The 13,353-nt window shown below is 73.0% G+C and carries 13 protein-coding genes; 3 read left to right on the top strand and 10 right to left on the bottom strand.

The window, feature by feature from the left end; translation table 11 throughout:
* From FM076_RS24625 to rimP, 4 genes are all read right to left on the bottom strand, one after another.
* A partial coding sequence (locus FM076_RS24625; protein WP_173873106.1) for a translation initiation factor IF-2 N-terminal domain-containing protein occupies nucleotides 1–549 on the bottom strand: 549 nt, incomplete at its 3' end.
* Between the two features lie 157 nt (nucleotides 550–706).
* Complete coding sequence (locus FM076_RS24620) at nucleotides 707–1,003, bottom strand: DUF448 domain-containing protein (RefSeq protein WP_173873105.1); 297 nt, start codon at nucleotides 1,001–1,003, stop codon at nucleotides 707–709.
* 120 nt (nucleotides 1,004–1,123) lie between these two features.
* On the bottom strand, nucleotides 1,124–2,158 hold the full coding sequence (nusA, locus tag FM076_RS24615; RefSeq protein WP_173873104.1) for a transcription termination factor NusA: 1,035 nt from the start codon (nucleotides 2,156–2,158) through the stop codon (nucleotides 1,124–1,126).
* A gap of 2 nt (nucleotides 2,159–2,160) precedes the next feature.
* The gene (rimP, locus tag FM076_RS24610) at nucleotides 2,161–2,733 is read right to left on the bottom strand and encodes a ribosome maturation factor RimP (protein WP_173873103.1); all 573 of its coding nucleotides are present in this window, start codon (nucleotides 2,731–2,733) and stop codon (nucleotides 2,161–2,163) included.
* 303 nt (nucleotides 2,734–3,036) lie between these two features.
* On the opposite strand from rimP, the gene FM076_RS24605 reads away from it, so the two are divergent.
* The 3 genes from FM076_RS24605 (at nucleotide 3,037) to FM076_RS24595 (ending at nucleotide 5,279) form a co-directional block, all read left to right on the top strand.
* Nucleotides 3,037–3,702: a hypothetical protein gene (locus tag FM076_RS24605; protein WP_430625933.1), complete on the top strand. Its 666-nt coding sequence runs from the start codon at nucleotides 3,037–3,039 to the stop codon at nucleotides 3,700–3,702.
* A 45-nt stretch (nucleotides 3,703–3,747) separates the two neighbouring features.
* The gene (locus tag FM076_RS24600; protein ID WP_173873102.1) at nucleotides 3,748–4,227 is read left to right on the top strand and encodes a ferritin-like domain-containing protein; all 480 of its coding nucleotides are present in this window, start codon (nucleotides 3,748–3,750) and stop codon (nucleotides 4,225–4,227) included.
* Between the two features lie 95 nt (nucleotides 4,228–4,322).
* Entirely contained in the window at nucleotides 4,323–5,279 is a 957-nt protein-coding gene (locus FM076_RS24595) for an aminoglycoside phosphotransferase family protein (protein WP_173873101.1), read from the top strand.
* Nucleotides 5,280–5,367: 88 nt separating this feature from the next.
* Here the strand turns inward: FM076_RS24595 and FM076_RS24590 are convergent, their stop codons facing one another.
* The 6 genes from FM076_RS24590 to dxr all read right to left on the bottom strand — a co-directional run bounded on the left by FM076_RS24590 (nucleotide 5,368) and on the right by dxr (nucleotide 13,006).
* On the bottom strand, nucleotides 5,368–7,080 hold the full coding sequence (locus tag FM076_RS24590) for a proline--tRNA ligase (RefSeq protein WP_173873100.1): 1,713 nt from the start codon (nucleotides 7,078–7,080) through the stop codon (nucleotides 5,368–5,370).
* 151 nt (nucleotides 7,081–7,231) lie between these two features.
* Nucleotides 7,232–7,801, bottom strand: coding sequence for a GNAT family N-acetyltransferase (locus FM076_RS24585; protein ID WP_173873099.1), 570 nt, complete (start codon nucleotides 7,799–7,801; stop codon nucleotides 7,232–7,234).
* Nucleotides 7,802–8,049: 248 nt separating this feature from the next.
* The gene (locus FM076_RS24580; protein WP_173873098.1) at nucleotides 8,050–8,895 is read right to left on the bottom strand and encodes a GNAT family N-acetyltransferase; all 846 of its coding nucleotides are present in this window, start codon (nucleotides 8,893–8,895) and stop codon (nucleotides 8,050–8,052) included.
* Between the two features lie 164 nt (nucleotides 8,896–9,059).
* Nucleotides 9,060–10,217 carry a flavodoxin-dependent (E)-4-hydroxy-3-methylbut-2-enyl-diphosphate synthase gene (gene ispG, locus FM076_RS24575; RefSeq protein WP_173873097.1) on the bottom strand — a complete coding sequence of 386 codons (1,158 nt, stop codon included), beginning with the start codon at nucleotides 10,215–10,217 and terminating at the stop codon, nucleotides 9,060–9,062.
* A 195-nt stretch (nucleotides 10,218–10,412) separates the two neighbouring features.
* A complete protein-coding gene (locus FM076_RS24570; protein WP_173873096.1) occupies nucleotides 10,413–11,717 on the bottom strand; it encodes a M50 family metallopeptidase in 1,305 nt (434 codons plus the stop codon).
* Entirely contained in the window at nucleotides 11,714–13,006 is a 1,293-nt protein-coding gene (gene dxr, locus FM076_RS24565) for a 1-deoxy-D-xylulose-5-phosphate reductoisomerase (protein WP_173873095.1), read from the bottom strand. The genes FM076_RS24570 and dxr overlap by 4 nt, the downstream gene beginning before the upstream one ends.
* Nucleotides 13,007–13,353: the final 347 nt, after the last annotated feature.

Here is a 13,353-nt window from a genome sequence, read left to right as displayed (position 1 = left end):
CGGGCCCTGGCCGCCCTGCGGACGGGTCTGGCCGCCCGGCTTCGGCGCCTGCCCGGGCTTGGGGCCCTGGCCGCCGGGGCGGGAGGCGCCCGGCTTCGGACCGCCCGGGGACGGGGGCGCCTGGAAGTCCGGCTTCGCCGGCGCGGCGGGCTGCGGACCCGGCCTGGGTGCGGGCCTGGGGCCACCCGGCTTGGGGGCCTCGACGGCGCCGCCGGTCTCGCCCTGGGCGGTCTCCTGGACAGGGGTGACCGGGGCCTCGGGACCCGGCTTGGGGCCGGGCTTCGGGGCACCCGGCTTCGGCGCGCTCGCACCCGGCTTGGGCGCGGCGGGCCGTGCGGCGGCCTTCTTGGGCGCCGCGGGCTTCGCGGCGGACTTCTTGGCGGCGCCACCGCTCGCGTCGAACGCGTCAGTCAGTTTGCGGACAACCGGCGCCTCGATCGTCGAGGACGCCGAACGGACGAATTCGCCGAGTTCCTGGAGCTTGGCCATGACGACCTTGCTCTCCACTCCAAGTTCCTTGGCGAGTTCGTATACCCGGACCTTAGCCACTTTGCTCCTTACGGCCCGGGGGAGATCGTCCGCCGGACCTTCGCTACTGATGCATGGGCGTACTCATCGCGTACTCATCGAGTGCTCATCGCAATCTCGACCTACTTCCCACTCGCGAGGTACCTCTCCCCGTACGGATGTTCCGTACCGGGTTCTCTTACGGTGCTTGCTGTGCTTGCCGTGCGATCCGCTCCACGTGCTCCCGCAGCTGTGCGAGGTCGAACGGTCCCGGACCCCGGAAGGCCCGGTTGAACGCCCGGCGTCGGACGGCCTGCTCGAGGCAGGAGGGAGCGGGGTGCACATACGCACCCCGACCGGGCAGCTTACCGCGAAGATCGGGGATCAGGCTGCCCCCGATCAGCACCACTCGCAGCAGAGCACCCTTGTCGGCGCACTCCCGGCATCCCACGCAGGTCCGCTGAGGGCACGACCGACCGCGCGTCCGGCCAGACACTGATTAAGTCTACCTCCCCGAAGCCCCGTAACCCCTTGGGGGGTAAGGGCGCCGTTACCCATTCGCGGCCGGAACGTGAACGCCCGGCCGCACACCGTCACCGCGCGTGCGGTGCGAGGCTCAGCCCTGACCGGCCGCCGGACCCTGGGACCGGCCTCCGCCGTCGCCCGCACCGGCGGTCTCGGCGGTGTCGGGACGGATGTCGATCCGCCAGCCGGTGAGGCGCGCGGCCAGACGGGCGTTCTGCCCCTCCTTGCCGATGGCCAGTGACAGCTGGTAATCGGGCACGGTCACCCGGGCCGACCGGGCGGCGAGGTCGATGATCTCGACCTTGCTGACCCGCGCCGGGGACAGCGCGTTGGCGACCAGTTCGGCCGGGTCCTCGGACCAGTCCACGATGTCGATCTTCTCACCGTGCAGCTCGGCCATGACATTGCGCACCCGGCCGCCCATCGGGCCGATGCAGGCGCCCTTGGCGTTGAGCCCCGAACGGGTGGACCGCACCGCGATCTTGCTGCGGTGACCGGCCTCACGGGCGATCGCGGCGATCTCGACGGAACCGTCGGCGATCTCCGGGACCTCCAGCTCGAAGAGCTTCTTCACCAGGTTCGGGTGGGTGCGCGAGAGGGTCACCGACGGACCGCGCACGCCCTTGGCGACGCGGACGACGTAGGTGCGCAGCCGCGTGCCGTGCGAGTAGTCCTCCCCCGGCACCTGCTCCTGCGGCGGCAGGATGGCCTCCAGCTTGCCGATGTCCACCAGCACGCTCTTGGGGTCCTTGCCCTGCTGGACGACGCCCGCGACGACATCGCCCTCCCGTCCGGCGTACTCGCCGAAGGTGACCTCCTCCTCGGCGTCCCTCAGCCGCTGGAGGATGACCTGCTTGGCGGTCGTCGCCGCGATGCGGCCGAAGCCGCTGGGGGTGTCGTCGAACTCCCGCGGCTCGGCGCCCTCTTCGAGCTCCTCGGGGCTCTCCTTGGCCCAGACCGTCACATGACCGGTCTTCTGGTTCAGCTCCACGCGGGCGTCCCGGCGGCTGCCCTCGGTGCGGTGGTACGCGATGAGGAGGGCCGACTCGATCGCCTCGACCAGCAGATCGAGGGAGATCTCCTTCTCCCTGACCAGCCCGCGCAGGGCACTCATGTCGATGTCCACGGCTACGCCTCCTCCTCTTCCTCGGCGTCTTCGGCGTCTTCAGCGGTTTCGGCGCCCTGAGCCGCGGACGCGGGCCGCGCCTTCTCGGCGGCCTTGCGGTTGAACTCGATCTCGACCCGGGCCCTGGCGATCTCCTCGAACGCCAGGCGGCGGGCGGTGGGCTTGCGCCCCTTGACGCCGGGCACCTCCAGGTCGATGCCCTCGTCGTCGACGGCGATGATCCGCGCCGTCAGCTCACCGCCCCCGGCCTCCGGTGTCAGCTGCGCCTTGACGAGCCGGCCGACAGCCCGGCGGTAGTGCCGCTGCTCGGTCAGCGGACGGTCGGCTCCCGGGGAGGTGACCTCCAGCACGTACGGGGCGCCGCCCATGGCGTCGCTCTCGTCGAGCACTTCGGAGAAGGCGCGGCTCAGCTCGGCGCAGGTGTCCAGCTGGACCCCGTCGTCGGCGTCCACGACGACGCGCAGGACGCGCCGCTTGCCGGCCGGGGTCACTGCGATCTCTTCGAGATCCAACCCCCTCTTGCTGACGAGCGGTTCCAGCAGTCCGCGCAGCCTCTCGCTCTGGGTGGTGCTCATCCGGGTGACTCCTCGGCCGCGTGTGCTGTTGTAGGGGGCCTCGTGACAGGGGCGTGTCGCGGACCAAGCCTATCGCCTGTGGCGAGCTGCGCGGACCCGCTTGTGGAACGTACGGCGGTCCGGACCGCGTGCGGCGTCCGGGTGCGGACCTGCCGGGCGGGGGGTGCCCGCAGGTGCGCCAGGCGGGAGCCCGGGTACCCTCGCGTGGCGGTGACCGGCGCCGCCGCGGTGGCCGCGGGACCCGCCGTCCGCGACACCCGCCCGAGGTGCCCGGCCCCTTCCGTCCACGTTCAGGGAGTGCTCATGTCGCTCACGTCGTCACCGGCCGCGGCGCGACCACGCCGCCGGTCGGTGCTGACCGGCGCGCTCGGCGCCACCGGAGCGGCCCTCGCCCTCCCGCTCGCCGCGGGCTGCACGGACGAGGGGAGCCGGGCCGGCTCCGACGGCGAACGCTCGGACGCGGCCCAGCGGCTGCGCAGCCGCGCCGCACGCGACAGCGAGGAGCTGCTGGCCCGCTACGACGGCACCGTGCGGGTGCACCACGCGCTCGCGGCACGGCTGCGTCCGCTGCGCGACGAGGTCGCCCGCCATGTGCGCGTGCTGCGCGGCAGCGAGTCCGGCACCGGGTCGCCCTCCCTCGCGCCGACCGGCCCGGCGGGCTCGCGCTCCCCCTCCGCCTCCCCGGACGCCACGCGGTCGCGGCAGCCGGGCGGGCAGCCGTCCCCGGGCCCGTCCGAGAGGCCGCCCAGCCCGGACACCGGGTCGGTCCCCGAGGACGAGAAGGGGGGCGCTCGCCGCGCTCGCCGCCGCCGAACGGCGCCTGGCCGCCGCCCGCACCAAGGCGCTGGGCGGCGCACCGCCCGAGCTGGCCCGGCTGCTGGCCTCGATAGCCGCCTGCGGATCGGCCCACGGCTACCTCCTGGACTCCCACGGCAAGGCCGCCGGCAAGCGGGACGGCGACGACGATGACGGTACGGACGGCGCCGGGGAAGACGGCGGGGAGGCGAGCGGCGGATGACGGAACTGGCCGCCGTCCAGGCGGCGTTGCGGGCCGAGCACGCCGCCGTCTACGGCTACGGAGTGGTCGGCGGACGCATCGGCGAGGACCGCAAGAGCGAGGTCCGTGCCTGCTTCGACGCGCACCGCGCCCGCCGCGACGCGCTGCGCCGCACCGTTCGCGCGCTGGGTGGGGACCCCGAGCCCGCCGCCGCGGCCTACGCCCTGCCCTTCGCCGTGCCCGACAGCCAGGCAGCCGTACGGCTCGCCGCCCAGCTGGAGGATCGCCTCGCGGGGGTGTACGCGGACCTGGTGCGGGCAAGTGAGGGAGCGCGGCGGCGCGACGCCGCCGACGCGCTGCGCGAGGCCGCCGTCCGCTCGGTGCGCTGGAAGGGCAGCGGCGTGGCCTTCCCCGGGCTGGCGGAACTCGGGGCACAGGAAGCGCCCGCCTCCCCCTCCGGGGCGCCGAACGGGTCCAGCACTCCCGACGCGCTGTGACCCGCGCCGCACGCGTGTCGCGCGCACCCCTGTACGCGCGCACTCCTCAGCTGCTGAGCGGCAGCTGCCCGAGCAGAAGAAAGGCCCGTTGCGGAATGGCTTCCGTGCTGCCCCTCGACCCCCCGCAGCGGCTGGTGCGTGCCCTGACGGCGCAGCCGAGCGCCGAGCCGGCCACCGCCGCGCACACCTGGCTGGAGGGCCTGTCCGCACTGCTCGGCCGGTGGCTGGAGCGGTGGGACCTGACGGCCGAGCGGGTGGTGACCCCCGGTGGGCGCAGCAGCCTTCTGGTGCTGGTGCGCCAGGCGGACGGGACGCCCGCCGCGCTGAAACTGCTCGCCCCCGACGGCGCGCACGCGCCGGTGCGGGCGGCGCGCGAGCAGGAGGCGCTGACCGCCTGGCACGGGCTCGGCGCGGTACGCGTGCTGCGGGCCGCGCCCGAGGAGGGCGTGCTCCTGCTGGAGAGACTGCGCCGCGAGGTGTCGCTGCGGTCGCTGCCCGAGGCCAAGGCGACGCTGGAGGCCGTCTCCGTCGTCCGGCGCCTGTGGGTGCCGCCGCCCTGTGGCCACCACCTGGAGACGGTGGCCGAACACACCGCTGCCGAGACCCGCCTGATGCGCACCGCCGTGCCGCCGGACGCCGAACCGCTGGTGGCCGCCGCGCTGGAGGCCCGCGCCACGATGCTGGCCGAACCCGCTCCCGAGGGGGACCCGGTCCTGCTGCACGGCGACTTCAGACAGGGCGCCGTCCTGGCCGCCTCCGCCGCCGAGGGGCGGGCCCGCTGGCTGGCGGTCGGCCCCGACCCGCTGGTGGGCGAGCCCGCCTACGACCTGGCCCGGCTGGCCCGGGACCGGCTGCACGACCTGATGGCCTCCACCGGCGCCGCGGCCGCCACCCGGCGCCGCGTCAACAAACTCGCCGACTCCCTGGACGTCCCCCGCGAGCGGGTGCGCCAGTGGGCGCTCTACCGCGCCGTCGAGTCGGCCTGCCGCCACCACGCGAGCGGCAACGGACGCGACGCGGAGATGCTGCTGGAGTTCGCCGCCTGGCTGTGAGCCCGCCCGTCCGCCGGCCGCCGGCGTTCTCGTCCCCCCACCGCGGCGCGGAGGCGAGAACGGCGGCGGGGCGGACCCGCCGCGGGGCTCAGCCCTGGCCGGTGAGCCGCGCGACCGCCTCGTCGATCGGCAGCTCCTCGCGCTCGCCCGTGCGGCGGTCCTTCAGCTCCACGCGGCCGTCCTTGACGCCGCGGCCGGCGATCAGGATGGTCGGGACGCCGATCAGTTCCGCGTCGGTGAACTTCACACCGGGGGAGACGCCGGAGCGGTCGTCCACCAGCACGCGGACGCCCGCCTCGCCGAGCCGCTCGGCGATCTGGAGCGCCGCCTCGGTCTGCTGGGCCTTGCCCGCGGCGACGACGTGCACATCGGCGGGCGACACCTCGCGCGGCCAGCACAGGCCCTGCTCGTCGGCGGTCTGCTCGGCGAGCGCCGCCACCGCGCGGGAGACGCCGATGCCGTAGGAGCCCATGGTGACGCGGGCCGGCTTGCCGTCCTGGCCGAGCACGTCCAGCTCGAAGGCGTCGGCGTACTTGCGGCCGAGCTGGAAGATGTGGCCGATCTCGATGGCGCGGTCCAGCTCGATGCCGGCGCCGCACCGCGGGCAGGGATCGCCGGGCTCGACCACGACGACGTCCAGGTACTGGTCCACCTCGAAGTCCCGGCCGCACACCACGTTGCGGGCGTGCTTGCCCTCCTCGTTGGCGCCGGTGATCCAGGAGGTGCCGGGTGCCACCAGCGGGTCGGCCAGGTAGCGGAATGCCTTGCCGGCCATGCCGCCCTGCGGGCCGATGTAGCCGCGGACCAGGTCGCCGCGGCCCTCGAAGTCCTCGGCTGTGACCACCTCGACGGTGGCGGGGGCCAGGTGCTCGGCGAGCTTGCCCAGGTCCACCTCGCGGTCGCCGGGGACGCCGACGGCGGTGATCTGACCGTCGACCTTCACCAGCAGGTTCTTCAGCGTGGCGGAGGCCGGGACGCCCAGGTACTCGGCCAGGGTCTCGATGGTGGGGGTATCGGGGGTGTCGAGCTTCTCCACCGGGCCGTGGCCCTCCGTGGAGGCGGGCGCCACGGTGACGGAGACGGCCTCGGTGTTGGCCGCGTAACCGCACTGCGGGCACTGCACATAGGTGTCCTCGCCGGCTGCCGCGGGTGCCAGGAACTCCTCGGAGGCCGAGCCGCCCATGGCGCCGGAGATGGCCGAGACGATGCGGTAGTCCAGGCCGAGGCGCTCGAAGATGCGCTGGTAGGCGACCCGGTGGGCGGCGTAGGACTCGGCCAGGCCCTCGTCGGTGACGTCGAAGGAGTAGGAGTCCTTCATCGTGAACTCGCGGCCGCGCAGGATGCCGGAGCGCGGGCGGGCCTCGTCGCGGTACTTGGTCTGGATCTGGTAGAGCGTGACCGGGAGGTCCTTGTAGGAGGAGCACTGGTCCTTGACGACCTGCGTGAAGATCTCCTCGTGGGTGGGGCCGAGCAGGTAGTCGCCGCCCTTGCGGTCCTTGAGGCGGAAGAGGAGGTCGCCGTACTCCTCGTACCGGCCGGTGACCTCGTAGGGCTCCCTGGGCAGCAGCGCCGGGAGGAGGACCTCCTGGCCGCCGATGGCGTCCATCTCCTCGCGGACGATACGGGTGACGTTCTCCAGCACCTGCTTGCCGAGCGGGAGCCAGGTCCAGATACCGGCGGCGGTGCGGCGGACGTACCCGGCGCGGACCAGCAGCTTGTGGCTGAGCGTCTCGGCGTCGGCCGGGTCGTCACGCAGCGTCTTCAGCATCGACCGGGACAAACGCTGGACACGGGCTGCCATGGGGACTCCTGCTCGGGCTGTACTCGCGACAATCGACGGAACTCGTCGAGGCGGAGCCTATCCGGCCGGACCGACGGCAGGAAAACGCGATACGTCCGCGATACGTCCGCACCAGGGTCCCGGCGGCCGTCCGGCGCCCGGCCGGGGCCCGTCACCAGCGCCGCAACGGCAACGGCGCGCCCATCACCGCGTACGGCTGGGGGGCGCTGGGGAACTGGACACGGCGGGCCAGGTCACGGTAGCCGAGGCGGCGGTAGAGGGCGCGGGCCGGGCTGTCGGTGTCGAGGGCGGAGAGTACGGAGCGGGGCTCGGCGGCGCCGTCGGTGAGGCGGGTGATCAGGTCGCGGCCGATGCCGCGGTGCTGGAAGGCGGGGTGGACGTGCAGCTCGGTGATGACGAAGGCCCCGTCCAGCCAGCCCTCGTTCCCCTCCTGGCGCAGATACGGCTCCACCACGGTGGACCACCAGTGGGAGCGGTCGTTGGGCATCCCGTAGACGAAGCCGACGAGCCGGCCCTCCTCCGTGGTGGCGCCCAGGGCGCGGGCTCCGGGTGAGGACATGTGGCGCAGCACGATGTGCTGGCGGACGCCGACCTCCTCGTCGGTCAGGCCGAAGGCGACGGCCTGGACGGCGAGCGCGTCGTCGACGCGCGCGGCGAGGTCGAGCGGCCCGGTGACCACTGTCCGGGGGTCCGGGAGCGGTCCCCCGGCTGTGTGCGGCATGGCGGGGAGGCTACTTCCTCGGCCGCGTCCGCGCGAAGAGGCGGTGCTCGGGGAGGGTTGGGGAGCGGGCGCCCGGGCCGGGCGGCGGGCCGGGGCAGGGGGGCGACCGAGCGGAACGGGGTGCTCCGGCCGCGGCGGGAGTGGGCGCTCCGGCCGGTCGGGACGGACTGGCCCGACGCGTCGGAACAGGACGTCGGAACCGGACGCCCGGACCGGTCAGAACAGGACGCTGTCAGAACAGAGCGCTGTCAGAACAGGACGCTGGAGAACGCGCCGACCTCGCGGAAGCCGACGCGCCGGTAGGCGGCCCGTGCCGGGGCGTTGTAGTCGTTGACGTACAGGCTCACCAGCGGGGCCACCTCGCGCAGCGCATGGTCGAGGACGGCGGCCATGCCGGTCACGGAGAGGCCCTCGCCGCGCCGGTCGGGGGCCACCCACACCCCCTGGATCTGGCAGGCCTGGGGGGTGACGGCGCCGATCTCGGCCTTGAAGACGACACGGCCGTCCTCGATCCGCGCGAACGACCGCCCGGTGCCCACCAGCTCGGCGACCCGCGCCTGGTAGACGAGTCCGCCGTCGCCCGCCAGCGGAGAGACGCCGACCTCCTCGGTGAACATGGCGACGCAGGCCGGCAGGACCAGCTCCATCTCGTTCTTGGCGACGCGGCGCACCAGCGGGTCGGGCCGCACGCCGGACGGCATGCGGTCGGTGGCCATCAGCGGCTGGTGGGCACGCACCTCGCGCGCCGGGCCCCAGTACGGCTCCAGATGGGACCACAGCGCCATGGTGGCCTCGGAGGGGCCGACGAGGGACGAGCAGCGGCGGCCCTGGCGGCGGGCCAGCTCGGCGAACGCCCGCACGGCCTCGGGGCCCGCGCACAGCGGGACGAGGTTCGCGCCGCTGTAGCAGAGGGACTCCAGGCGGCCCTCCCGGTACCAGCCCCACATCTCGCCGCCCAGGCGCCACGGGTCGAGGCCCGAACTGTGCACCCGGGCGGTGACGAAGGCGTTGTTGACCGGCTCACGGCGCAGCACCGCCAGCGCCTCAGGCAGCTCGGCCGGTTCGACGGCCCTGGTGGAGGTGGTGGTCAGCAACGTCTCGGCGCCTCACGTACGGCCCGCAGGCGTAAGGAACGATCTGGTGGCACTGTACCCGGGGCCAGGACATGACGCCGCCGCGCGGCCCGGACAGGGCCGCGCGGCGGTGCCTCGCACGCGAGTACGGGAGAGGGAGTACGGGGAAATCCGGGCTCCGGGCGTCAGCCGGCGGTCGTCACCACGGGCTCGCCGGAGGGCACGCCGTCCTTCTCCATCTGCTCGGCGATCTTCATCGCCTCCTCGATGAGCGTCTCCACGATCTTCGACTCGGGAACGGTCTTGATGACCTCTCCCTTGACGAAGATCTGGCCCTTGCCGTTGCCGGAGGCGACACCGAGATCGGCCTCACGGGCCTCGCCGGGACCGTTGACGACACAGCCCATGACGGCGACGCGCAGCGGGACGTCCATGCCCTCCAGCCCGGCGGTGACCTCGTCGGCGAGCTTGTAGACGTCCACCTGGGCGCGGCCGCAGGAGGGGCAGGAGACGATCTCCAGGCCGCGCTGGCGCAGCCCCAGGGACTCCAGGATCTGGATGCCGACCTTGACCTCCTCGGCGGGCGGCGCCGAGAGGGAGACGCGGATGGTGTCGCCGATGCCCTCGCTGAGCAGCGCGCCGAAGGCGACGGCGGACTTGATGGTGCCCTGGAAGGCGGGGCCGGCCTCGGTGACGCCCAGGTGCAGCGGGTAGTCGCAGCGCTGGGCGAGCAGCCGGTAGGCGTTGACCATGACGACCGGGTCGTTGTGCTTGACCGAGATCTTGATGTCCTGGAAACCGTGCTCCTCGAACAGGGAGCACTCCCACAGCGCGGACTCGACCAGCGCCTCCGGCGTGGCCTTGCCGTACTTCTGCAGGAGCCGCTTGTCGAGGGAGCCCGCGTTGACGCCGATGCGGATGGGGGTGCCGGCGGCGGAGGCCGCCGCGGCGATCTCCTTGACCTTGTCGTCGAACTGCTTGATGTTGCCGGGGTTGACGCGGACGGCGGCGCAGCCGGCGTCGATGGCCTGGAAGACGTACTTCGGCTGGAAGTGGATGTCCGCGATCACCGGGATCTGCGACTTGCGGGCGATCGTGGCGAGCGCGTCGGCGTCGTCCTGCGTGGGACACGCCACACGCACGATCTGGCAGCCGGAGGCGGTCAGCTCGGCGATCTGCTGCAGCGTGGCGCCGATGTCCGAGGTGCGGGTCGTGGTCATGGACTGCACGGACACGGGTGCGTCTCCCCCGACCGCGACCGTTCCCACCTGGATCTTCCGGCTGACCCTGCGGTCGGCGAGCTTGGCCGGAACATCCGGCATTCCGAGCGAAATCGCTGTCATCAGCGTGCAACCCCAACGGTGTCGTTCAAGTCCCGGGTTCTGCGGGCTCCAGATCTCCGAGATTACGGCACGGGGATCCCGGCGAGCACATCGTCGCCCGGAAAATGCCGCGAACAGTAACGCCCGTGCGGGAAACGCACGGGCGTCACACGGCTGAAGCCGGCCGGACCGGCGGGCCGGACCGGCGGGCGGCTGCTATCCGGTGAGTCTGACCGGATTCACCACGTCGGCCACGAGCACCAGCAGAGTGAAGCAGAGGAAGACCCCGGCCACCACGTACGCGATGGGCATCAGCTTGGCCACGTCGAAGGGGCCGGGATCGGGCCGCCGGAAGACCCTCGCGAGGTTCCTGCGCAGCGACTCCCACAGCGCCCCGGCGATGTGACCGCCGTCCAGCGGCAGCAGCGGCAGCATGTTGAACAGGAACAGGCTCAGATTGAAGCCCGCCACCAGGAAGAGCATCGTGGCCACCCGCTGGCTCGGCGGGATGTCCAGCGAGAACACCTCGCCGCCCACCCGGGCCGCGCCCACCACGCCCATCGGCGAGTCCTGCTTGCGCTCGGCGCCGTCGAAGGCCGCGTTCCACAGGTCCGGGATCTTGCCGGGCAGGTCGACCAGGGCCTGGACGCCGTTGGCCATCATGTCGCCCATCCGGTCCACGGCCTGCGGGAAGGACTGCTGCACCACGCCGCTGGCGGGCGTGAAGCCGAGGAAGCCCGCGCTGACGTACTCGTCGGGGACGTACCCGCCGTTGCCGTCGGTCTTGGCGACCTTGTTCTCGATGAGGTCGGCGTGCAGCGTGCGCCGGGCGCCGTCCCGCTCCACGGTGAGGGTGGCGGGCCCGGTGGTGTCCCGGATGCGCTGCTGGAGGGTGTCCCAGTCCCCGACGGGCCGGCCGTCGAAGGAGACGATCTTGTCGCCAGGGCGGAGGCCCGCCGCCTTGGCCGGGGAGTCCTTGGCGTCCTTGGGGCACTTGTCGGTCTGCGCCGAGGCGGGGATCACACACTCCGAGACCGTGGAGACGGTGGTCGTCTGGGTGTTGATGCCGAACGTCATCAGCACCGTCAGGAAGATCACCACGGCCAGGACCAGGTTCATGAACGGCCCGGCGAACATCACGATGACGCGCTTCCAGGGCTTGCGCGTGTACAGCATCCGGTGCTCGTCACCGGGCTTGAGCTCCTCGTACGCCGCCGCGCGGGCGTCCTCGATCATGCCGCGGAACGGCGAGGTGGACCGCTTGCGCACGGTGCCGTCGTCGCCCGGCGGGAACATGCCGATCATGCGGATGTAGCCGCCGAGCGGCACCGCCTTGATGCCGTACTCGGTCTCGCCCCTCGTCCTCGACCAGATGGTCGGCCCGAAGCCCACCATGAACTGCGGCACCCGCACCCCGAACATCTTCGCGGTGGAGAAGTGGCCCAGTTCGTGCCAGGCGATGGAGAAGAGCAGGCCGACGACGAAGACGACTATGCCGAGGATGGTCATGAACGTCGTCATGCGCGGGCCTCCGCTGGTGCTGTGGCGGACCGTTCCGCCAGTTCACGGGCGCGGGCGCGCGCCCAGGTCTCTGCGGCGAGGACATCGGGCAGGGTCAGTCCGGTTCCCTCCGGGGTGCCGTGCTCCTCGACCACAGCGGCCACCGTATCCACGATGCCTGTGAACGGCAGCCTTCCGGCCAGAAACGCCTCGACGCACTCCTCGTTCGCCGCGTTGAAGACGGCGGGGGCCGTCCCGCCCAGCGCGCCCACGTGGCAGGCCAGCGGAACGGAGGGGAACGCCTCCTCGTCCAGCGGGTAGAAGTCCCAGGACATGGCCTCCGTCCAGGAGAAGACCGGCCCGGAGTCCGGCACCCGTTCGGGCCAGCCCAGGCCGAGGGCGATCGGCAGCCGCATGTCCGGGGGACCGCACTGCGCCAGCGTCGAGCCGTCCATGAACTCCACCATCGAGTGCACGGCGGACTGCGGATGGACCACGACCTGAATGCGGTCGAACGGGATGTCGTAGAGCAGGTGCGCCTCGATGACCTCGAGGCCCTTGTTGACCAGGGTGGCCGAGTTGATGGTGATGACCGGCCCCATGTCCCACGTGGGGTGGGCCATCGCCTCCTTCGGCGTCACATCCGCCAGCTGAGCCCTGCTCCGCCCGCGGAACGGGCCGCCCGACGCGGTGACCAGCAGCTTGCGCACCTCGTCGCGGCTGCCGCCCATCAGGGCCTGGAAGAGCGCGGAGTGCTCCGAGTCGACGGGCACGATCTGACCGGGCCGGGCCGCCCTCCTCACCAGGGGCCCGCCCACGATGAGCGACTCCTTGTTCGCCAGCGCCAGCGTCCTGCCCGCCTCGAGCGCCGCCAGAGTGGGCGCCAGCCCGATGGAACCGGTGATGCCGTTGAGCACGGTGTGGCAGGGGGAGGCGGCCAGCTCGGTCGCGGCGTCCGGACCGGCCAGCAGCTCGGGCAGCGGCTCCCCGGAGCCGTACACCGCGCGCAGCGCCTCACGCAGCGCCGGCACCGCGTCCTCGCGGGCCACGGCGACGGACCGCACACCGAGCCGGTGCGCCTGCTCGGCCAGCAGCTCGACCCGGCCGCCCGAGGCGGCCAGCGCGGTGACCCGGAACCGGCCGGGGTTCTTCAGCACCACGTCGACGGCCTGGGTGCCGATCGAGCCCGTCGAGCCGAGGATCACGATGTCGCGCGGTGCGCCCGCCTCCGACACGGCACCACCGTTGCCGTTGCCGGTCGGCGCGGTGCCGGGAAAGCGCAGATGCGGGTCAGCGAGGGAGTCGGTCATGCCCCCATTGTGTCCGCTCCGTGCACGCTCCCGGACAGCGCACCGGGTGCGAGGCCCGGTGCACGCGGGAGCGGACCCGCGCGAGAGGGCGCGTCCCGTGCCGCCGCGGGCTCGCTGAACCGCCCGCGACAGCCCCGAGTACGATCACGCCCATGCCGCCGAGCGATCCCAGCGGACTGCCGCCCCACCCGCGAAAAGCGCCCCGCGATCGCGTCGGACACACTACGATGGACCATTTGGCCGGGAGCCGGGAGCCGGGAGCCGGGAGCCGGGAGCCGGGAGCCGGGAGCCGGGAGCCGGGAGCCGGGAGCCGGGAGCCGGGAGCCGGGAGCCGGGAGCCGGGAGCC

The organism is Streptomyces albus subsp. chlorinus, assembly GCF_013302895.1.
Classification (GTDB): domain Bacteria; phylum Actinomycetota; class Actinomycetes; order Streptomycetales; family Streptomycetaceae; genus Streptomyces; species Streptomyces chlorinus.
The sequence above is the reverse complement of the archived record's forward strand: the minus strand, read 5'-3'. Positions and strand labels throughout refer to the sequence as shown.

What these genes read in the sequence shown, in the direction of transcription:
- rimP (WP_173873103.1), bottom strand. Translation starts at nt 2,733, where the DNA reads ATGAGCACCACCCAGAGCGAGAGGCTGCGCGGACTGCTGGAACCGCTC.
- FM076_RS24605 (WP_430625933.1), top strand. Translation starts at nt 3,037, where the DNA reads ATGTCGCTCACGTCGTCACCGGCCGCGGCGCGACCACGCCGCCGGTCG.
- FM076_RS24600 (WP_173873102.1), top strand. Translation starts at nt 3,748, where the DNA reads ATGACGGAACTGGCCGCCGTCCAGGCGGCGTTGCGGGCCGAGCACGCC.
- FM076_RS24595 (WP_173873101.1), top strand. Translation starts at nt 4,323, where the DNA reads ATGGCTTCCGTGCTGCCCCTCGACCCCCCGCAGCGGCTGGTGCGTGCC.
- FM076_RS24590 (WP_173873100.1), bottom strand. Translation starts at nt 7,080, where the DNA reads ATGGCAGCCCGTGTCCAGCGTTTGTCCCGGTCGATGCTGAAGACGCTG.
- FM076_RS24585 (WP_173873099.1), bottom strand. Translation starts at nt 7,801, where the DNA reads ATGCCGCACACAGCCGGGGGACCGCTCCCGGACCCCCGGACAGTGGTC.
- ispG (WP_173873097.1), bottom strand. Translation starts at nt 10,217, where the DNA reads ATGACAGCGATTTCGCTCGGAATGCCGGATGTTCCGGCCAAGCTCGCC.
- FM076_RS24570 (WP_173873096.1), bottom strand. Translation starts at nt 11,717, where the DNA reads ATGACGACGTTCATGACCATCCTCGGCATAGTCGTCTTCGTCGTCGGC.
- dxr (WP_173873095.1), bottom strand. Translation starts at nt 13,006, where the DNA reads ATGACCGACTCCCTCGCTGACCCGCATCTGCGCTTTCCCGGCACCGCG.